At 57.7% G+C, this 20,579-nt stretch carries 20 protein-coding genes; 14 read left to right on the top strand and 6 right to left on the bottom strand.

Annotated elements, in window-relative coordinates:
- Positions 1 to 3: 3 nt before the first annotated feature.
- Complete coding sequence (locus QPL95_RS06615; RefSeq protein ID WP_303290213.1) at positions 4 to 1,983, bottom strand: 4Fe-4S binding protein; 1,980 nt, start codon at positions 1,981 to 1,983, stop codon at positions 4 to 6.
- Positions 1,984 to 2,132: 149 nt separating this feature from the next.
- Here QPL95_RS06615 and QPL95_RS06610 point away from each other — a divergent pair, with 149 nt between their 5' ends.
- From QPL95_RS06610 to QPL95_RS06570, 9 genes are all read left to right on the top strand, one after another.
- The gene (locus QPL95_RS06610) at positions 2,133 to 2,711 is read left to right on the top strand and encodes a DUF3305 domain-containing protein (RefSeq protein WP_303290212.1); all 579 of its coding nucleotides are present in this window, start codon (positions 2,133 to 2,135) and stop codon (positions 2,709 to 2,711) included.
- On the top strand, positions 2,711 to 3,304 hold the full coding sequence (locus QPL95_RS06605) for a DUF3306 domain-containing protein (protein ID WP_303290211.1): 594 nt from the start codon (positions 2,711 to 2,713) through the stop codon (positions 3,302 to 3,304). Before QPL95_RS06610 ends, QPL95_RS06605 begins: the two co-directional genes overlap by 1 nt.
- A 107-nt stretch (positions 3,305 to 3,411) precedes the next feature.
- A complete protein-coding gene (locus QPL95_RS06600) occupies positions 3,412 to 4,023 on the top strand; it encodes a molecular chaperone (protein ID WP_303290210.1) in 612 nt (203 codons plus the stop codon).
- A gap of 41 nt (positions 4,024 to 4,064) precedes the next feature.
- Positions 4,065 to 4,253 carry a twin-arginine translocation signal domain-containing protein gene (locus QPL95_RS06595; RefSeq protein ID WP_303290209.1) on the top strand — a complete coding sequence of 63 codons (189 nt, stop codon included), beginning with the start codon at positions 4,065 to 4,067 and terminating at the stop codon, positions 4,251 to 4,253.
- Positions 4,254 to 4,342: 89 nt separating this feature from the next.
- Complete coding sequence (locus tag QPL95_RS06590) at positions 4,343 to 7,228, top strand: formate dehydrogenase subunit alpha (RefSeq protein ID WP_303290208.1); 2,886 nt, start codon at positions 4,343 to 4,345, stop codon at positions 7,226 to 7,228.
- Between the two features lie 15 nt (positions 7,229 to 7,243).
- Positions 7,244 to 7,852 carry a formate dehydrogenase FDH3 subunit beta gene (gene fdh3B, locus QPL95_RS06585; protein ID WP_044388059.1) on the top strand — a complete coding sequence of 203 codons (609 nt, stop codon included), beginning with the start codon at positions 7,244 to 7,246 and terminating at the stop codon, positions 7,850 to 7,852.
- An 85-nt stretch (positions 7,853 to 7,937) separates the two neighbouring features.
- Positions 7,938 to 9,110: a formate dehydrogenase subunit gamma gene (locus tag QPL95_RS06580; protein ID WP_303290207.1), complete on the top strand. Its 1,173-nt coding sequence runs from the start codon at positions 7,938 to 7,940 to the stop codon at positions 9,108 to 9,110.
- Complete coding sequence (locus tag QPL95_RS06575; protein ID WP_303290206.1) at positions 9,107 to 9,232, top strand: hypothetical protein; 126 nt, start codon at positions 9,107 to 9,109, stop codon at positions 9,230 to 9,232. The genes QPL95_RS06580 and QPL95_RS06575 overlap by 4 nt, the downstream gene beginning before the upstream one ends.
- The gene (locus tag QPL95_RS06570) at positions 9,225 to 9,464 is read left to right on the top strand and encodes a sulfurtransferase TusA family protein (protein ID WP_303290205.1); all 240 of its coding nucleotides are present in this window, start codon (positions 9,225 to 9,227) and stop codon (positions 9,462 to 9,464) included. The genes QPL95_RS06575 and QPL95_RS06570 overlap by 8 nt, the downstream gene beginning before the upstream one ends.
- Before the next feature lie 27 nt (positions 9,465 to 9,491).
- Here the strand turns inward: QPL95_RS06570 and QPL95_RS06565 are convergent, their stop codons facing one another.
- Entirely contained in the window at positions 9,492 to 10,526 is a 1,035-nt protein-coding gene (locus QPL95_RS06565; RefSeq protein ID WP_303290204.1) for an AraC family transcriptional regulator, read from the bottom strand.
- Between the two features lie 179 nt (positions 10,527 to 10,705).
- Between QPL95_RS06565 and QPL95_RS06560 the strand changes: the two genes are divergently transcribed.
- The gene (locus QPL95_RS06560) at positions 10,706 to 11,026 is read left to right on the top strand and encodes a 2Fe-2S iron-sulfur cluster-binding protein (protein WP_303290203.1); all 321 of its coding nucleotides are present in this window, start codon (positions 10,706 to 10,708) and stop codon (positions 11,024 to 11,026) included.
- Between the two features lie 70 nt (positions 11,027 to 11,096).
- Complete coding sequence (locus QPL95_RS06555) at positions 11,097 to 12,506, top strand: cytochrome P450 (RefSeq protein ID WP_303290202.1); 1,410 nt, start codon at positions 11,097 to 11,099, stop codon at positions 12,504 to 12,506.
- 6 nt (positions 12,507 to 12,512) lie between these two features.
- Here the strand turns inward: QPL95_RS06555 and rlmE are convergent, their stop codons facing one another.
- A complete protein-coding gene (rlmE, locus tag QPL95_RS06550) occupies positions 12,513 to 13,136 on the bottom strand; it encodes a 23S rRNA (uridine(2552)-2'-O)-methyltransferase RlmE (protein ID WP_303290201.1) in 624 nt (207 codons plus the stop codon).
- A gap of 163 nt (positions 13,137 to 13,299) precedes the next feature.
- Here rlmE and QPL95_RS06545 point away from each other — a divergent pair, with 163 nt between their 5' ends.
- Both QPL95_RS06545 and QPL95_RS06540 read left to right on the top strand, forming a co-directional pair.
- Complete coding sequence (locus tag QPL95_RS06545; protein ID WP_303290200.1) at positions 13,300 to 14,946, top strand: NAD(P)/FAD-dependent oxidoreductase; 1,647 nt, start codon at positions 13,300 to 13,302, stop codon at positions 14,944 to 14,946.
- Positions 14,943 to 15,671 (top strand): RNA methyltransferase, encoded by a 729-nt coding sequence (locus QPL95_RS06540; protein ID WP_303290199.1) that lies wholly within the window; start codon positions 14,943 to 14,945, stop codon positions 15,669 to 15,671. The genes QPL95_RS06545 and QPL95_RS06540 overlap by 4 nt, the downstream gene beginning before the upstream one ends.
- Before the next feature lie 22 nt (positions 15,672 to 15,693).
- Here the strand turns inward: QPL95_RS06540 and QPL95_RS06535 are convergent, their stop codons facing one another.
- The 3 genes from QPL95_RS06535 to QPL95_RS06525 all read right to left on the bottom strand — a co-directional run bounded on the left by QPL95_RS06535 (position 15,694) and on the right by QPL95_RS06525 (position 19,501).
- Positions 15,694 to 15,975, bottom strand: a complete 282-nt coding sequence (locus QPL95_RS06535) for a YebG family protein (protein ID WP_303290198.1) — start codon at positions 15,973 to 15,975, stop codon at positions 15,694 to 15,696.
- Between the two features lie 104 nt (positions 15,976 to 16,079).
- Positions 16,080 to 16,325, bottom strand: coding sequence for an FAD-binding protein (locus QPL95_RS06530; protein ID WP_303290197.1), 246 nt, complete (start codon positions 16,323 to 16,325; stop codon positions 16,080 to 16,082).
- Positions 16,326 to 16,432: 107 nt separating this feature from the next.
- Complete coding sequence (locus tag QPL95_RS06525; protein ID WP_303290196.1) at positions 16,433 to 19,501, bottom strand: EAL domain-containing protein; 3,069 nt, start codon at positions 19,499 to 19,501, stop codon at positions 16,433 to 16,435.
- 119 nt (positions 19,502 to 19,620) lie between these two features.
- Between QPL95_RS06525 and QPL95_RS06520 the strand changes: the two genes are divergently transcribed.
- Complete coding sequence (locus QPL95_RS06520) at positions 19,621 to 20,481, top strand: PilT/PilU family type 4a pilus ATPase (RefSeq protein WP_303290195.1); 861 nt, start codon at positions 19,621 to 19,623, stop codon at positions 20,479 to 20,481.
- Positions 20,482 to 20,579 lie beyond the last annotated feature (98 nt).

Here is a 20,579-nt window from a genome sequence, read left to right as displayed (position 1 = left end):
ATTTTAGCTGTCCAGATAGTCATCGCTGGTGCGAACCCGAGGGCGCTCGCCGCCCGCCATCGGCGCGCTGTCGCCGTGGAACTGGGCTTTGACGCGGCAGTCGTCGCACATTTTGATGAGCTGAACATTGTCAGATTTGGTGTACATCCAGTGTTGATTTTCCAGCTTCTCAACAATCCGGTTGATGGTACTGGCCACCCCGAAGGGGGTTCCACACTTGATGCATTCGAACGGATCCTCGCCATGCAGGGCGCGGGCGCTTAATGCTGCCTTGGACAGATCCAGCTGCGGTTTGAGCGTGATGGCCGTCTCCGGGCAGGTGCTCTCGCATACACCGCACTGAACACAGGCATTCTCGGTGAACTGAACTTCTGGCCGGTCTGGATGATCGCCCAGGGCGCCGGTCGGGCATAGAGACACGCAGGCCAGGCAAAGCGTACATTTATCGGAATTGATTTCGATGGCACCGTAAGGCGCACCTGCCGGCAACTGGATGGGCGCGTCGATCTTGTCCGCCATCGCGCTGACCGCAACCCGGGTGACATCACGGCGGCCACCCACCAGCAAGACCGGATCACCCACGCGCCCGGCATTGTCGCCAGCTTCGCCGAGCTCCTCCGCTGCAACCACCCGAATCCGGCTGGGTGAGTTATGGGTGCCAATCAGCATGGCCTGGGCAAGTTCAACTTCCGCAGCAACAGCTCGGCGGTCTATCTCGTTGTCCGCCAGTAGCAACACTTCGGCATAACCTGCACCGAAGGCGGCCAGGATTTCGGCATGACCGATGCGGTCGATGTGCTCCAACCCAAGCGGAATCAGATCGTCCGCCAGGCCATCGTGATAGCGAGCCAGGTAGGCAATCGCCTCAGAGCCCGCGCCCAGAGTGTGAAAGACCAGGCGAGGCGCCTCACCAGCATGTTCCCGATACGCCTTGGCCATCACATCCAGAGCCTTGGCGATCGATTCAAAGGGCGTTTCATTCATGGTGACCGCAGAGGTCGGGCAAACCGCCGCACAGGAGCCACAGCCGGCGCAAATATCGGAATCGATTTGTACGTGATCGCCGGCGGAAAAAATCGCTTCGGTGGGGCATACATCCAGGCAACGGGTGCAGCCAGGCTGGTTAGCCCGCGAATGGGCACACAGAGATTCTTCCAGACGGAAATACACGGTTTTCTCGAACTCGCCCACCCGCTCCCTGGCGGTCAGGGCAATACGCTCCAGCTCACCGGTTTTGGCCGGGTCAGCCCAGAAATAGCCGTTACGTTTCTGGTAGCTGGGGAACGCGGGCGCGCCGCCACGCAGATCAATGAAGACGTCACATTCGCTACGGGCCGTGGCCTTGACCTCGCCATAACCCGGCGCGCCACGACCGGCAGGATTCAATGTTTGCAGCTGGGCAAACTCCAGCTTGAAGTTACCTAGCGCCCCCCGGGCCGACGTCAGCTTGCCTTTGGCAACGTCATACCCGGCTGAGGGCAACTGTATTGGCCCTGCGTCATTGACGATACAGGTAACGCCCAGCTCATCCTGCACCAGTTCCGCCATCCGGATGGCCTGATCGGTGGGGCCCACAATGCAGCATACGCCGCTGGACTGGATCACTTTCGCGGGCGCATAAGAAGCCGGCAATTGAGCGCCGGCCATCAAGGCCACCTGCTTGGCATGAAGCCGTTTGGGGTTGGCGTTTGCTGCGCTCCAGCCGGCGCGGTCGCGGATATCAATGGTGTGCAACGGTGCGGATCGGCCGAACTCAGCTTCCACGTCTTCGCCCAGGCGCTCAAACAACGCGGCTTGTTGGCCGCAGGCCACCAGAACCTCAGCACCCCCGCTCAGGTGTTCTGCAGCCGTGTCCATATCCTTGCCGCACAGTTGATCCACAACAATCACCTGATCCGCCGCTGAGGCCGCTTGCAGCGCTTCAGGACTGAAAGACTGTGTTTTGTCACAGGTGCACAACAGAAGGGTTTTGTTAGGCGTCATCAGAAAATTACTCTTTTAATTATTTTTATACGTATAGGTTTCAGACATGGCTCATCGAGCATGCCACAGCCATTCGCCCTTGGACAATTGGATAATTGGATAATTGTTTCGGCTCTGCTAGCTTCAGAAGACAATAAAAGAGAAAAGTCATGAGCAGTCGCACAGACAGTTGGAAACGCGAATTACCCGTCGGCGCCGTGGTTCGCCGTACGCCGGGCGTAACACGCTGGGCCAGACACATCTGGACACCGGTCGCAGTGGTGCCCGGAGCACCGGAGGCATTCTGGAAAGAAATGGTTCGGGAGGGTGACGCGGTGGATTACCACGCCGGCACCGTGACCATGGAGCTGTTTCGGGCCGACGTAGAAGGCTACCTGGTTTCCCTCAACATGGCCGTTCCTTCCGTTTGGATCGTATTAGACAAGGACACGACCGGCCAATCCCCCTCCGGATGGGTTGTCTCCAGCATCACCGCCAGTGCCCATGAGGCGCTGGACACACTGGATAGCGGCGAAAGCCTTGTTGAACCCGTGCCCATTCCGGAGTCTTTAGCGGCCTGGATCAAAGAGTTTGTTGATCTGCACTTCATCAACGAGCCCTTCAAGAAACGCCGCCGTGACCGCGTTGATATTGACGCCATTGAAGACGGCAAAGGCGACCCACGCATTCGTCAGGAGAGCGACGTGTACCGTGCACCCACAAACATCAAAAACCCGAAACTACAGTAATGGCTGAATCACGCTTGCAACGGTGGTCTCGCAAAAAAGCCGAGGTCAGCAAGAAAGCTGACCCCACCCCCTCTGTGCCGGTTGAGAACGAACCCTCTCCAGAAGCTCAGGAGCTGGCCATCAATGAGGCTTTGCCCGAAAGCGAGGTGTTGGAGAAGTACGGGTTACCTGAACCAGACACCATCGAGCTGGGCACTGACATCACCGGGTTCATGCGCAAAGAAATTCCGGAACTGTTGCGCCGAAAAGCACTGCGCGCACTCTGGAAATCCAATCCGGTCCTGGCCGTGCTCGATGGCCTTAACGACTACGACGAAGATTTCACAGAGGCCGCCCACGCCGGCGAAGTGGTCAAGACCCTGTATAAAGTCGGCCAGGGCATGTTCGACAAAGCGGCGAAGCGGGCAGAGCAAGCAGAGGAACTTACAGAGGCACAGGTCGGCCTTGCGGAATCCGTGGAACCGCCAAGCGTGATCGAATCTGCCGAGCCCGAAAAAACGATTGAGCCGTCACGCCCCAACCGGCAACCGGAACCTGACGCAGCTGAGGAAGAGCCTGCACCAATCTATCGCCCCCGGATGAGATTTGAATAGACATGATCACAAGTACGACATGTCTCGGGACTGGTTGCGCCGTGAATCTTTCGGAGCTATAAAGATGAATAGTGCAAAAATCAAACAACAACATTAAGGACTGTGACTTGGTCAACACCGCTGAAAGCCACTGCCCTCGCTCCATCAGTGACGAGGATCGCGCCCGAGCCCAGATGTACCAACTCCTGGGCACCCTATTAAGCAACCCACCGTCAAGTGAGCTGCTGAGGGGACTGGCGAGCCTGAAAGGTGATGACACCCCCATCGGATCTGCTTCGAAAAACCTTGCGGCTCTTGCGCAACGTACCACACCGGCTGATGCCGAGCGGGAATACAACAACCTGTTCGTCGGCCTTGGCCGGGGCGAACTGCTGCCGTATGCCAGCTATTACCTGACCGGGTTCCTGAACGAAAAGCCCTTGGCCAATCTGCGCAGCGACCTGATGGCGAGGGGTATCAAAGCCCGTGACAACGTGAAAGAGCCCGAAGATCACATGGGTACGCTATGTGAAATCATGGCGGGCATCATTACCGGCGAGTTCGTGAGCGACAGCGACCTGCCGTCGCAGAAAGCATTTTTTGAAGCGCACATGGCAAAGTGGGCGCGACTGTTTTTTACCGATCTGGAAGAAGCGCAAAGCGCCATTTTCTACACGCCTGTGGGCTCGTTAGGGCGAGCCTTTATGACCGTAGAAGCGGACGCCTTTGCAATTCAGTAACCGGGATCTGCCCGACCCCTTAACTCAGGTGGAGATGTCCGATGGACAACCGTAATGAGGAGAACAGCCGCCGCCATTTCTTGCGGATGGCCGTCGCTGCAGCCCCGGCTGCCGTGGCAATGGCAGTTGCACCCAACGCCGCAGCGGAAGTCGTGAAAGACGCACCGAAAAGCCGCGGCCTGCGTGACACTGAACACACACGCAAATATTTCGAATCGGCTCGCTTTTAACGGAACGTGAGGCTTTCAAGATTGCGTGATGCTCTTGGATGGCCCCACTTCCGGCAAAACGAGAATAATAAAAGAGAGAGGTATTGGTCATGTTAAGAAAGAAAACCAACGGGGTTGCGAAAGGCCCCCGTGCGGGTTCTTTACTTTCATCCCTCGCTGCTACCACCATGGACCGACGGGGCTTTCTGACAGCCTCCGGTGTTGCCGTGGGTGGGTTGGCGGCTTTGTCGTTACCATCGACGCGAGTCCAGGCCGCAACGCCGTCCACCGAGGGCGGAAACATCGTCCGCAAAAAGACCGTGTGCACCCACTGTTCAGTCGGCTGCACGGTGGAAGCAGAGGTCCAGAATGGCACCTGGATCGGGCAGGAACCGGGTTGGGACAGCCCCTTCAACATGGGGGCTCACTGCGCCAAAGGCGCCTCGGTGCGCGAGCACGCCCACGGTGAGCGTCGCCTCAAATCACCGATGAAAATGGTCAACGGCCAGTGGCAGAAAATCCCCTGGGATCAGGCGATCAATGAAATCGGCGACAAAATGTTGCAGATCCGCGATGAGAGCGGCCCGGATTCCGTCTACTGGTTAGGCAGCGCCAAGTTCAACAACGAACAAGCCTATCTTTTCCGCAAGTTCGCCGCCTACTGGGGCACCAACAACGTTGACCACCAGGCCCGGATCTGTCACTCCACTACCGTCGCAGGGGTAGCCAACACCTGGGGCTACGGTGCGATGACCAACTCGTACAACGACATCCACAACTCCAAGGCGATTTTCATCATCGGGGGCAACCCGGCCGAGGCGCACCCGGTATCGTTGCTGCACGTACTGAAGGCCAAGGAAGAAAACAACGCACCACTGATTGTGTGTGACCCAAGGTTCACGCGCACCGCGGCTCATGCCGACGAGTATGTGCGCTTCCGTCCGGGCTCAGACGTCGCGCTGATCTGGGGCATTTTGTGGCACATCTTCGAGAACGGCTGGGAAGATCAGGAATTCATTCGTACCCGGGTTTACGGCATGGAAGACATTCGTGCCGAGGTCAAAAAATGGAATCCGGAAGAAGTTGAACGGGTGACCGGCACCCCCGGCGCGCAACTCGAACGCGTTGCCCGCACTCTGGTCAACAACCGGCCTGGCACTGTGATCTGGTGTATGGGCGGAACCCAGCACACCAATGGCAACAACAACACCCGGGCCTACTGCATTTTGCAACTCGCACTGGGCAACATGGGTGTGGCCGGCGGCGGCACTAATATCTTCCGCGGCCACGATAACGTTCAGGGCGCCACCGATCTGGGCGTACTCGCCGACACCCTGCCCGGCTATTATGGTCTGACCGCAGGGTCCTGGGCGCACTGGGCACGGGTCTGGGAAGAAGATATGGACTGGCTCAAGGGCCGCTTTGCCGTGTGGGACAAAGACGGCAAGTCCAGAGCCATGATGAACGAGAAAGGCATTCCGGTGTCTCGCTGGATTGACGGTGTGCTGGAAGCCAAAGAAAACCTGGAGCAGCCCGATAACACCCGGGCGATGGTGCTGTGGGGCCACGCGCCGAACTCCCAGACCCGCATGCTGGAAATGAAAGAGGCGATGGAAAAACTCGACCTGCTGGTTGTCGTGGACCCCTTCCCGACCGTTTCCGCCGTGCTGCACGATCGCAAAGAAGGTGCCTACCTGCTGCCAGCGACCACCCAGTTCGAAACCAAGGGTTCAGTGACCGCTTCGAACCGCTCGCTGCAGTGGCGTGAAAAGGTTGTTGAGCCACTGTTCGACTCGAAGGTTGATCACGAGATCATGAAGCTGTTTGCCGACAAGTTCGGTTTCACCGATCGCATGTTCCGCAACATCGCCCTTGAAGGCGACGAGCCCGTGATTGAAGACCTCACCCGCGAGTTCAACCGTGGCATGTGGACCATCGGCTACACGGGCCAATCACCGGAGCGCCTCAAGAAACACATGGCGAACCAGCACCACTTCGACAAGACCACACTGCGCGCAGTGGGCGGTCCTTGCGATGGTGATACCTACGGCCTGCCCTGGCCATGCTGGGGCACGCCCGAGATGAACCATCCGGGAACCCACGTTCTGTACGATATGTCGGTGCCGGTGTCCAAGGGCGGCCTCACCTTCCGCGCCCGCTTCGGAGTTGAACACAACGGCCAGAACATCCTGGCGGACGGCGTTTACTCCAAAGACTCCGAGATCAAGGACGGCTATCCGGAATTCACCATGCAAATGCTGATGGACTTGGGCTGGGACGGCGATCTCACTGCCGAGGAGCGGGCAAGCATTGATGCCGTTGCCGGAGCCAACACCAACTGGAAGACCGACCTGTCGGGCGGCATCCAGCGTGTTGCCATCAAGCACGAGTGTGCGCCCTTTGGTAACGCCAAGGCCCGCGCCATCGTCTGGAACTTCCCGGACCCCGTGCCGCTGCACCGCGAACCCCTGTACACCAACCGTCGCGATCTGGTCGCAGATTACCCGACCTACGCCGACAAGACCTTCTGGCGGGTGCCAACCCTGTACGAGTCGATCCAGAAGAAAGACTTCAGCCAGGACTTCCCCATCATTCTGACCTCCGGTCGACTGGTGGAATACGAAGGTGGCGGTGATGAAACGCGGTCGAACCCATGGCTTGCCGAGCTTCAGCAGGACATGTTCATTGAGGTGAATCCACGCGACGCGAATAACATGAACATTCGTGACGGCAAGGACGTCTGGGTCTCAGGCCCGGAAGGCGCGCGTATCAAGGTGAAGGCCATGGTCACCGAACGGGTCGGCGAAGGCGTTGCCTTCATGCCGTTCCACTTCGGCGGACACCTCGAAGGTAAGGATTTGAGAGACAAGTACCCCAAGGGCTCTGATCCTTATGTCCTGGGTGAATCTACCAATACCGTTCAGACATACGGGTACGACTCGGTCACGCAGATGCAAGAGACCAAGTGCACCCTGTGTGCTATCGAACCCGCATAACAAGAGGTGTAGACCATGGCACTTGAAGGACAAGCAAGAGCAAAATTCCTTTGTGACGCCGAGCGCTGCATCGAATGTAATGCGTGCGTAACGGCCTGTAAAAATGAGCATGAGGTCCCCTGGGGCATCAACCGTCGCCGTGTGGTGACCATCGAAGATGGCAAACCGGGCGAACGCTCCATCTCGGTAGCTTGCATGCACTGTTCAGACGCGCCCTGTATGGCGGTTTGCCCAACAGACTGCTTCTACCAGACTGAAGACGGCATCGTGCTGCACTCCAAAGACCTGTGCATCGGTTGTGGTTATTGCTTCTATGCCTGCCCCTTCGGCGCGCCCCAGTTCCCGCAAGCGGGCAACTTCGGCAGCCGGGGCAAGATGGACAAATGCACCTTCTGTGCAGGCGGCCCTGAAGAAGACAACTCAACAGCCGAGTTCAACAAGTACGGTCGCAACCGTATTGCCGAGGGCAAGTTGCCGATCTGTGCGGAAATGTGCTCAACCAAAGCCCTGTTGGCCGGTGATGGCAACGAGGTTTCGGACATCTATCGCCAGCGTGTGGTGAACCGTGGTTTTGGTTCAGGCGCCTGGGGATGGGGCACAGCTTACGAGAAGAAGGGCGCTTAAGCCCGCCCGATGGTTCCGGGGCCCAAGGGCCCCGGAATTCATGGGTGCAACACATTCTTTTTGTTCATTCCGCTGGAGCGCTCTCATGAACATGAAACTATTGGGTGCCACCGTTCTCACGTTGGCGACCCTGCTTTTCAACCCTGTCTGGGCGGAAGACGCCCCTGCGGTTGACCGAACAGCCACCGGGGGCGCGCAAACCCTGGAAGACATTATGGCTCGTCAGGAGAAACTGAAAGTTGACGAGTCATTCCGATCTGAAAATCTGGGGAATCCTGGGAGCGCTGCGGCCATCACCGAGCAACTGGGGACCCGAGGCGGGGTTTCTGACGCCGATACCTGGCGCGGCATCCGTTACAACGAAAGCGACATCAAAACTCAGGCCCGCGGCCCTGCAGCCGACGTGCTGATCCAGGACGGAGGCATGCCCTGGTATAAGTTGCGCCAGGGGCCAATCATTACCTACGGCGGTGGCGCCCTGCTGGGCATCATTATCCTGCTGGTGGTGTTTTACTTTGTTCGCGGCAAGATCATGATCGATGGCGGCCCCTCGGGCAACAAGATTGAACGCTTCAAAGCCATTGAGCGCTTTGGCCACTGGTTGTTGGCGGGCTCGTTTATCGCACTCGCTCTGACCGGGCTGCTTACCCTGATGGGGCGCAGTTTCCTGATTCCCGTTATTGGGCACGAGGCCTATTCTACTCTCGCAGTCGGCTCAAAGTGGCTGCACAACAACGTTGCCTGGGCCTTCATGCTGGGCCTGGTGATGACCTTCTGCATGTGGGTGGCGCACAACATTCCCAACAAACTGGACTGGCAGTGGATCAAGGCCGGCGGCGGCATCTTCAGCAAGTCTCACCCATCTTCGAAGAAATTTAACGCCGGCCAGAAGATCATATTCTGGACCGTCATGGTGTTGGGCGTGTCCGTATCGCTATCCGGCTTGTCACTGTTGTTCCCGTTTGAAATGCCCATGTTCGCGGGCACCTTCAGCACTCTGAACGGCATTCTTGGGACCGATTTCCCGACGGCCCTGACACCCCATGAAGAAATGCAGTACGCCAACATCTGGCACTCGATTGTCGCGTTCGCGATGATGGTGGCTATCATCGCACACATCTACATCGGCTCGGTCGGCATGGAAGGTGCGTTTGATGCCATGGGCAACGGCCAGGTTGACCGTGAATGGGCCCGACAGCATCACGACCTTTGGGTGGAAGAGGTTGAGGCGAAACAAGGCAAAGGAGGTTCAACATGAAAGTAATGGCAGCCGCTTTCGTCGCGGCCCTGATCATTGCCTTTTGCGCTCCGGTGGTGCTGAACCAGTTCGAATGGTCCTCTGCCGAACAAGGCAGCTCCACGAGTGTGCGCCTTGACTGATCAACCGGAGGTATACCAGATCGACGCCGTCGGTCTGGTATGCCCGCTTCCCGTATTGCGATTCAAGAAACGCACCCAGGGCCTGCCGAGCGGCACCCAGGTGGAGTTTCTGGCGGATGACGCCAGCGGCCGCCGTGATTTACAGGCCCTTTGCGAGATAACCGGCCACCGAATTGAGTGGATCAGGGAAGAGGACGCCGGAGTGCTCCGTTATCGTATTTCCCTGGCTTAGCCAGCACCCACACAGTCTGACGAGACATCACACCTGCTCTATCCTTTGCCGCCGATACTGGTCGGGCGTCACGTTAAACCACCGCTTGAAAGCCCGCCGGAAATTCGCACTGTCGTGATAATTCAGCACTTCGGCCATAGCCTCTATCGACATTGTGCTGTCACGCAGGTATCCGAGCGCCTGTTGCGACAGGATGTCGTCTCGCAGCTGTCTGAAACTGCTTCCCTCCGCCTTTAATCGCCTTGCCAGCGTGCGCTTGCAGATGAAAAGCGCTGCGGCGGCTTCGTCTTCACTCAGCACACCGGGTGGATGCGAAAGCATCATTTTCTGAACCTGATACTTGCAGGTTTTCTTATCCGAATGCAGCTGCGCAAGCATCGCCTCACACTGTTGCAGCGCCATTGTGTAGTTTTCATGATTGGCTGAGGCATTGGGGACCTTACACACCTCAAGGGGTATTTTCAGCGAGAGCGATTGGGCACCGAACTCGATACGTCCGGGGATATGATCGGCATAACGATCACCGTATGCAGGCGCCCGATAAGCAAAATAGCTGACCACCTCGTCCAAGGGACGGCCGACAATGAATTCAGCGCAGTCAAAGAAAATAACCGCAAAAATTTCGCTCAGAACTCGCAGCAACGACTCGGAAAGCTCCATATCGAATTGGCAGGTTAGCTCCAGCCAGTCGCCCTTCGTGACCAACTCCAGCCGGGCAAGATTCATTCGGGTGGGAAGAAATGCCTGAAAGGCCCGGATCGCGGTGAGTAAGTCCGGGCTACTGTTGACCAGAAACCCCATGGCACCGTGGGTGGGTGAAGTCATGCGCTGCCCCAGGCGTAATCCCAGGGCGTCATCGTTGGCCAACTGCATACTGTTCTGCAGGATTTGCAGTTGTTGTTGAGGTGTCAGCAGGGTGTCTTCCTGCAAAAACTGATCGACCGACAACTGCGTCGTTGTCAGCAAATCCGACACATCCCGCGCCAACAGGCCTAGCTCACGGGCAATCAATCGGCTGTAGTTAGAGGGTATACACGCCAGATTCAGGTCGACTTCGCGCATCGTTGTTATTGTTTCCGCTGGTTGCCGTCACGTCTTCGGGCTGCGCTCGCATGGCAGCGCCACTCGGAAGTGTCTTTAAATGACCCTGTCGTGTCAATTAATGACCTGCCCCGGATCAACCGCGCCACGTAATCTGCCTTTTATAGAACAACTCCCCTGAATAACAAAACGAGGTGGTTATGGGTCGAATTACGTTTATCGAGCACAGTGGTACCGCTCATGTGGTGGAGATCGAAGCGGGCCAATCCCTGATGCAGGCCGCCGTCGATAATGGCATCCCCGGCATTGATGCCGATTGCGGTGGCGCCTGTGCCTGCGGAACCTGCCATGTGATCGTCGATGAGCAATGGATTCACGCCACCGGCGGCATCAATGCCGACGAACAGGGCATGCTTGGGCTCACGCTAGAGATCACCGACACTTCTCGTTTGTCATGTCAGGTAACACTCTCGGAAGCCCTGGATGGCCTGATCGTGCGCCTGCCGGAATTCCAGATGTAGGCAACACCCGGGTTTGATTTCGGAGCCCTGAACCGTCCGACAAATACCTATTTTATCTCTGAGGTGTGGCATGAGCATACTGACCCCTTTACTCGAACCTGTGATTCAACCGGCTCTGAACAAAGCCACGTCGATCATTCCGATCCACTGGCAAATCAAAGGCGCACATGCCGTTCAGAATGTGAAACACCGCACCGGCAAGGACCGGCCTGTGCCAGTTTTCAACGAAGTTCCTCTACCGGACGTGTCAACGCTGGCGCTTGAAGACATCGACCTCAGCAACCCGTTCCTGTATCGACAGGGACTGTGGCGTTCCTATTTCGAGCGGGTACGGGATGAATGCCCGGTGCACTTTCAAAAGGCCAGCCCCTTTGGCCCGTTCTGGTCGGTGACGCGCTACGAGGACATCATGTTCGTGGATACCCGCCACGACCTGTTCTCCGCGGAGCCGATCATTTCCATCGGGCCTCAGCCGGAAGGCCTCGAAATAGAAACCTTTATTGCCATGGACCCGCCCAAACACGATGTGCAGCGCCAGGCGGTACAGGGTGTGGTAGCCCCCAAAAATCTGGCGCAAATGGAAGCGCTGATTCGCAGCCGCACGGCGGATGTGCTGGACCAACTGCCCGTCGGTGAGCCTTTTGACTGGGTGCAAAAAGTCTCCATCGAACTCACCTCCCGGATGCTGGCCACCCTGTTCGATTTCCCGTTTGAGCAACGCCACAAACTGGCCTATTGGTCCGATGTGGCCTCAGGCGCTCCGGAGTCTACCGGGGGTAACGCCAATACCGACGAGTTCTTCCACGCTGCGGCTGACATGGCTAAGCAAATGTCTTTGCTCTGGCGGGAAAAAGAAGCGCGCAAAGCTGCCGGAGAAGAACCCGGTTTCGATCTGATCAGCCTGCTGCTGGCCAATGACAACACCCGAGACATGATCAATCGGCCCATGGAGTTTATGGGCAACATGGTATTGCTCATCATCGGGGGGAACGACACCACCCGCAACTCGATGACCGGCGGCGTTTTCGCGCTTAATCAGTTTCCCGAGGAATTTGCCAAACTCAAAGAGAATCCGGCGTTGATTCCCAATATGGTCTCGGAAATCATTCGCTGGCAAACCCCGCTTGCCTACATGCGTCGTGTGGCCAAAGAGGATGTCACCCTGAACGGGCAGACCATCAAACAGGGCGACAAGGTGGTGATGTGGTATGCCTCGGGCAATCGCGATGAGCGGGCATTTGAGGAAGACCCGGACCGGTTCATCATTGATCGCAAGAACGTGCGAAAACATCTCTCTTTCGGTTTTGGTGTGCACCGGTGCATGGGCAACCGCCTGGCAGAAATGCAATTGCGGATTTTGTGGGAAGAGATACTGAAGCGCTTTGAGCACATTGAAGTGCTGGATGAGCCAGAGTATGTGCAGTCAAACTTTGTGCGGGGTTACAGCAGCATGAGCGTGAAGCTTACGGCGAAAGCCTAATGCTTCTCACATTCCCCTGAACCCCTTGGCGACCAGATAGACTTCCCGGGAGCGGGCCCTTGATGAATCCGGCTTGCGCACCACCACCTTGTCAAAGGCCTGGCGCACGGCTTTGACGTACTCGTCATAGCCTTCGCCGTGGAACACCTTGGCGACAAAGCTGCCTTTAGGTTTGAGCACCTGACAGGCCATATCCAGTGCGAGCTCCAACAGGTACATGGACGCCGCCTGGTCTGCCGCATTGACGCCGCTGATGTTGGGTGCCATGTCGGAGATGACCACATCGGCCTGTGCGCCATCGAGCGTGGCCATGATCTGATCAAACACGTCCTGTTCAGTGAAGTCTCCCTGGACGAACTCAACGCCGGCGATGGCGTCCATGGGCAGGATGTCCGAGGCCACCACCCGGCCCTTGTGACCCACCAGTTTGGAGGCCACCTGTGACCAGCCGCCCGGCGCCGAACCCAGATCCACCACCAGCATGGTTGGCTGGATCAGGCGGTCCTTGTCGTTGATTTCCAGCAGTTTGTAGCTGGCACGGGAGCGGTAACCGTCCAGTTGTGCCTGCTTCACAAAGGGGTCGTTTACGTGCTCTTCGAGCCAGCGGTTACTGCTTTTGGAACGGGCCATGGGATGTCTTCTGTTCACTGCGGGAAAAGCCGCATTGTACGCCGCCGCAAGCGCTACCGCAAAAGCAGCCCGGTCGCCTGACAAGCACCCGGCACGGCAGTACAATGGGCACACTTTGCCAACCGCAACCTGCCAGGCCATTGGCCGGCAGCCAGGAAATTTCATGATTCGCGTTACCGAACTGGCCTTACCTCTTGATCACCCTGAGCACGCCCTGCGCGCTGCCATTCTGCAGCGCCTGCAATTGCGCGATGAGGAGCTGCTGAACTTTACCGTGTTCAAACGCAGCTACGACGCCCGCAAAAAGAACAGCGAGATAAAGTTTGTCTACATCATCGATCTCGCCGTGCAGGATGAAACCGCGGTACTGGACCGGTTTGCCGGGGATGCCCACGTTCGCCCGGCACCGGATACCGCCTATTACCCGGTGGCTCAGGCGCCCGCTGGCTTAGCCGAGCGCCCGATCGTGGTCGGGTTTGGCCCTTGCGGCTTGTTTGCCGCGCTGCTGCTGGCCCAGATGGGATTCCGGCCGATCGTGCTGGAACGCGGTAAAGACGTACGTCGCCGTACCAAAGACACCTGGGCGCTGTGGCGTAAAAAACAGTTGTCACCAGAGTCCAACGTGCAGTTCGGTGAAGGCGGTGCGGGCCTGTTTTCCGACGGCAAACTGTATAGCCAGATCAAAGATCCAAAATTCTACGGCCGCAAGGTAATGGCCGAATTCGTCAAAGCCGGCGCCCCCGAAGAAATCCTGTTTGTCAGCAAGCCGCACATCGGCACCTTCCGCCTGACCGGCGTGGTGTCGCGCATGCGGGAAGAGATCATCAACCTGGGTGGCGAGATCCGCTTTGAACAAAAAGTCACTGACCTGTTGCTGGAAGATGGCCAGGTCCGTGGTGTGGAACTGGCCAATGGCGAGCAGCTGATGAGCCGCCATGTGGTGATGGCGCTAGGCCACAGCGCCCGAGACAGTTTCCGAATGCTCCATAAACGGGGCGTTTTCCTCGAGGCCAAGCCCTTCGCCATCGGCTTCCGGATCGAGCATCCGCAAACGCTGATCGACCACGCCCGCCTGGGCAAATACGCCGGCCATCCAGCCCTGGGCGCCGCCGATTACAAGCTGGTGTATCACGCCAGCAACGGCCGCGCCGTATACAGTTTCTGCATGTGCCCGGGCGGTACCGTGGTGGCTGCCACGTCTGAACCCGGGCGAGTGGTCACCAACGGCATGAGCCAGTACTCCCGCAATGAGCGCAATGCCAACTCCGGTATCGTGGTGAACATTGAGCCCGAGCAGGATTTCCCGGGCGACGTCCTGGCCGGTGTTGAACTGCAGGAACAGCTGGAAGCCAACGCCTATGTTCTGGGGGGCAGCGACTATTGTGCCCCCGCACAGCTGGTGGGCGACTTTATTGCCGGCAAACCTTCCGACAAACTGGGTGAAGTAGAGCCGTCCTACAAGCCCGGCATTCGCCTTGGTGATCTTGCCCCTGCCCTGCCCGCATACGCCATCGAAGCCATCCGCGAAGCACTTCCGGCCTTCGGCCGACAGATCCGCGGCTTTGACCGCGCCGATGCGCTGCTGACCGGTGTGGAAACCCGCACCTCCTCCCCGGTTCGCATCACCCGGGACCGGGAGAGCCTGCAAAGCCTGAACACTCGGGGGCTGTACCCTGCGGGTGAAGGCGCCGGCTACGCCGGTGGCATCCTGTCGGCCGGTGTCGACGGCATCAAGGTAGCGGAAGCCGTGGCCAAAGCCATGCTGGCAGACCTTGAAGCGGCAAAAGCTCAGGCAGGAAACACACAGTGAAGCTGGACGACATCAAGAAACTGCACCAGAAAAAGTATCGGCAGTCGTTCGGGCATTTCCTGGTGGAAGGGGAACATCTGGTACTGGAGTTGGAAAAGGCCGCAGCAAGCAACCCACATTGGCAGCAGGCCCGATTGTTTGTCACCAGCGTCTACGAACACTGGAACAGCCCCTGGCCCAAACAGTTGATCAGCGACCGACAGATGGCCCAGCTGGCAGATACCAAAACCCCCCAGGGCATACTTGCTGTCGCCCCCTTGCCACCGGCCGCCAGCAGCGATTCAGCGGTTGGCGCAAAAGCGGTTTACCTGCACCAAGTGCAGGACCCCGGCAACCTCGGTACCATTTTGCGCACCCTCGCCTGGTTTGGCGGCATGCGCTGCCTGCTCAGCCCTGGCAGTGTTGATCCCTACAACCCGAAAGTCGTGCGCTCCAGTATGGGCGCGATCTTCCATGTGCCGCTGCAAACCGAGGTCGACCTGGATACCCTGAGCAATCATTACCCCAGCATCGCCTGCCTGGACATCGGTGGCAAAGCCATCACCAGCCCCGAGTTCCAGAACCATGATTGCTACCTGTTTGGCAACGAAGCCCGGGGCGTGCCCTCCGATGCCCTGGCACAGCTCGGTGCCCAACGTTACACCATTCCCGGTGCCGCCGCCGTTGAGTCCCTGAACCTGGCGTCGGCCGTCAATATGGCGGTGTATGAGTTGAACCGGGGATAGCCAGGAAGCGAAGGGTGTGCGCTCAGCTTTCTGCTGCCGCCACTTCCGTTAACAATTCCGGCTTTTTCATGGCCCTGGCGAACAGATCCTTGTTCTCTGCAATACTCATGGCGCATTTTTCCGCCAGATCTTCTGAAATGCCGTCCACATGCTTTTCAAGCCAGAGCGCGACGTTCTCGGCAAGCTCCAGTACCTTGTCCCGTGCATCGGCTTCGGCTTTGCTTTGAAAGAGCATGGTGTCTGGGTTGCTGAGCGCCATTTCCAGTCCGTCCCGATCAGAAAAGTATAATGATTGCACTGCCATGAGGCTTCCTCGCAGTCGTTAGAAACATGTATATTTATACAGTACTATAGTACACCAAAGTGACTCACTTGCGAGACCTGTCGTTCTTTTTTCTCGGGAATGGGTTACAAATTACCCGCCTGAAGGCCGCATCCTTTCAACAGGGCGTTTACAGTAAACGTGTAGGGAGCCGATATGCCAAGTTGCTGGCACCGGTCCAAAACCGCTGTGAGCTCAAGCACCACGACCTTTGCCCCGGACTCAGCTGCAGACAAGGCTGCGCATAGCCCCGCATTACCCCCGCCAAGTACAACAACGTCGTAGTGATTCACCGCAATACCTCCAAAGTTTTGTGTCTGACAGCCAGCCACGCGGGCTCAGATGTTGGATGTCATTATGGAAGGGGATGAGGCGGCCAAACAGGCACCGGAACTGAAGGGGCTTTTCATGCAAAGCGTAAAGTACTCAAGGCCAGGTATTACTCCGGCCCGGGCCGCCCGAACAAATAGCCCTGAAAATGATCGCAGCCATGGGCAACCAGCCAGTCGCGCTGGGCTTCGGTTTCCACACCCTCGGCGATCACCTCGAGGTTCAGCCCCTGGGAAAGACCGATGATGGAATCCACAATGGCGGCACTGGCCGGGTTGCTGGTGACATTGCGGACGAATGACTGGTCGATCTTGATCTGATCCAGCGACAGGCGCTTGAGGTAACTCAGTGACGAGTAGCCGGTGCCAAAATCGTCGAGTGAGAAGCGTACCCCGAGTTCTTTGATCTCACTCATGACCAGGGCAACCCGCTCTGGATCATCCATCAAAAGACTTTCGGTTACTTCCAGTTTCAACAGTTCCGGCCGGGCACCCGTCCGCCTCAGAATCGTCGCCACCTGTTCGGTGAAGCCCGTGCTCTGAAACTGCACCACGCTGACGTTAACCGCAAGCTGCAGATCCGACCTGGCCGGGTCGTTGTGCCAGCGGGCCAGGGTCTGGCAGGCCTGTTCCAGCACCCAACGGCCAATGGGCAGGATGAGCCGGCTCTTTTCCGCCATCGGAATAAACACAGCCGGCGATACCAGGCCCCGCTCGGGGTGCTGCCAGCGTAGCAACACCTCATACCCCACACGGGTGTCGGGGTAACCCACTTGAGGCTGGAAATACAGCACGAACTGGTTCTCTTTCAGAGCGTTGCGTAGCTGGTCTTCCAGAAACACATGTTCAACAACCTTCGCTTGTATCTCTGGATTAAAGAAAGCAATGCGATTAAGGCCGGTGTGTCTGGTCTGCTCTTTGGCCTGCTGCGTGGCTTGTTCGGCACGCTGGAGTTGCTGGTCGTAATGATCAACCACAGACCCGATAATGCTGATACCGATACTGACATCCACCTGTACCAGATGCTCTGCCACCTCAACCGGGCGGGCAAACGCCACCAGAATTTTCTGAGCAACCACCTCAGCTAACCGTGCAGACTGCTCCTCTGTGCCTTCCAGCGACGACAGCAGCACCCCGAATTCATCTCCGCCAATACGCGCCAACGTGTCGTTTTCCCGCATGATCATCGAGAGCCGGGCGGCCAATTCCTTCAACACCAGATCCCCGACGTCATAGCCGCGGGAATCATTAACCGCCCGGAACTGTTCAATATCCAGATACAATAAGGCTGCATGGGTGCCGCTGCGATGATTGGCCCGACCCACCTCAGCAATGCGCTCTTCCAACAACGCACGGTTGGCAAGCCCGGTCAGTGAATCGTAGAACGCCAGGCGATGTACCTGGCGCTCCGCTTCCTTGCGCCTGGTGATGTCGTGAAAGGTTCCAACGTAATTGAGAATCGCGCCGGATTCGCCGGGCACCGCCGTCACCGTCAGCCATTCCGCGTAGACCTCGCCATCCTTGCGCCGGTTCCAGATCTCCCCTTCCCAGGATCCGGTCTGATTGACCCGGCCCCAAAGCTGCTGATAGAACGCTTTATCCTGAACTCCGGATTGCAACACGCGGGGGGATTGCCCCACCACTTCGTGTTCTTCATAACCGGTAATGCGTGTGAAGGCACGATTGGCCCGGAGGATAATCCCCTGGTCATCAGTAATAACGATACCCAGGTGGGTTTCGAACGCCGTCGAGGCAATCCGCATCTCGGCCTGTTGCAGCTTGCTGTCGGTAATGTCCTGCACCAGTGCAAGAAAACCACTGCTGTGTTCCTGGCCATCCGGAATGGGTGTCACCCGGGCTTCAAAATGTCGGGCCTCGCCGTCCAGAAACAGCTGGTAATCAAAGTTCCGTAGCCGCCGGTGGTTGGCCACATCCTCTTTTACTCTATCGAACCGGCTGGCCAGCTCCGCCGGCAACACATCGTGATAGTTGAGCCCCACCATTTCCTCCGGGGGCCGTAACAGTTGTGTCTCATCCACCGCGTGCACGAAATCGAAGGTGCCGTTTTGCCCAATCACAAACACCATATCCGGTATTGAACCGACCAGCGCGCCCAACCTTGCTGCATTGTTCTGGGCCTCTTGCTGCAATTTTTTTTGGGTTTCGTTTTCGAGCACCAGCGACTGCTCCAGCCGCAGCCTTCGGTAGAATTGCTGTAACAAAAACAAGCCGATAAGCGCACTGAGCAAAATACCCGTACTGCCAATCCAGACACTTTGCCGCCAACCCTGCAGGGCAACCGCTGTTTTCTCGCCTACGACCACCACATAGGGCAAGCCATCCACTCGCCGAAACGTGTAGAAACGCTCTTCATCGTCCACCGGCGAGGCCGTAATCACCTGCCCCTGGGCGTCTGCGCTGTCGATGAAGGCCCGGGTGTGGGGCTCCTGAATACGGGTTCCAGTCAAGCCGGACCGGTCGCCCGACAAGGGCGCCGGCAACCGCGCCACCAGCCTCATATTTTCATCGATCAACGCCAGACTCTCACCATCTGAGACGGACAAGCGATCGACCGACCGTGCCAGCAAATCCGGAGACTGCTTCACCAGAAGCAGCGCATTAACCGGGCCTGAGGCTGATCGCAGCTTGTGAATACGCCAGATCGACGGGGCTCCGGTTGCAGGGTCAACATGCAGCGGCGTCACCACACTTTCTTCATCGCGGCTAAACGCAAAACCTTCGATAAAAGCCCAAGGGGGGGACTGGACAACGTTAGTCCGGGACGGTGAGGCATACAGCAGCCTGCCATCAAGGCTTGCCACGAAGAACGCCTCAATAAAGCCGGCATCACGAACCTTTTCGTCCAACAACCTTTCGATGCTCTCAAGGCCACCCTGCGCACCAACGTCCGGTGCCTCTATCAAAGGCTCGACAAATGCCGCAATGGTACGCAGGCCATACTGGCCAGAGAGAAAGCTGTTGGCGACGAACGCTGCGGCCAGATCCGCCCGGGCCTGCGACCGCTCAAACGCGGCCTGGTGCGCCCGCTGATAGGCATTGCTGCCAATGAGTCCGGCAGACACCAGCAATATCAACAAGGCAAGCAGATACATCAGCAGCGGCCGGGGCCTTTGAAAGCCCCGATTCTGTCGCGAATTCTGGGTGTCTGATTCAATCATCCGGCGTGTCATGGGTGGTTGTTCGATGAATATACGGCAACTGTGCGGTGGCTCGGCGGTGCTTTTCAGCGCAAGGCCTTTCTGAAACCGCAGCGCCTCTACTATAGTTGATAGCAGCGGTGTCTGTAGGCTTTTGTTGCAGTATCCCGGCACACGCGTTTATTCGGCACCTGAAAACCGACATTCCCTCCATGAGCACGCTCGGGCTGCCGAAAATTCTTGAAAAGCTGATCATGGAGCCACGGGGGCTGATCCTCGTGGTCGGCTCCACCGGTTCGGGTAAGTCGACGACGCTGGCCTCCATGCTGGACTACCGGAACAGCAACACAACCGGGCACATTCTCACCATCGAAGACCCGATCGAGTACACCCACAACCACAAACAAAGCGTGGTGAACCAGCGGGAAGTCGGGGTGGATACCCGCTCTTATACCGAAGCCTTGCGGCGGGCCATGCGCGAAGCGCCGGACGTCATCATGATCGGTGAAATCCGCGATCGGGAAACCATGAAGCAGGCCCTGACCTACGCCGAAACCGGACACCTGTGCATTTCCACACTGCACGCCAGCAACGTGGACCAGACCATGCGCCGGATTGTGAACTTTTTCCCGGAGCATGCCCACAAAGAGCTGTTCATGGATCTCAGTCTCCACCTGAAGGCGGTCGTCGCCCAGCGCTTACTCAAAGGCAAAGACGGCAAGCGCTGCGCTGCGGTAGAAGTCATGCTCGCCAGTCCCTACATCAAGGATCTGATCAACAAAGGCGAAATCGGCGGTATTGGCGACATCATGGAGAAGAGTGAACAGCAGGGCATGAAATCCTTCGATCAGGCCATCATGGACCTCTATCACCAGGGCAAAATCAGCCAGGATGAAGCCCTCGGCAACGCCGACTCACGCCACAACCTGGAAGTCAAAATACGCCTGGAGCAGGGTAACCTGGCCGGCCGGGCCAATGAGCTCAGTTTTGACCGGGATTAACCATTCTCATCCAAGCTCTCGCAACGGACGCGTTTTCTATGCCCACAGCAACCAACAACCCGTCATCCGTGCAACTACCCACTTTTGTCCGGTTGTGC

Origin of the sequence: Marinobacter sp. SS5-14b, assembly GCF_030541005.1 — a bacterium.
GTDB lineage: Bacteria > Pseudomonadota > Gammaproteobacteria > Pseudomonadales > Oleiphilaceae > Marinobacter.
The sequence above is the reverse complement of the archived record's forward strand: the minus strand, read 5'-3'. Positions and strand labels throughout refer to the sequence as shown.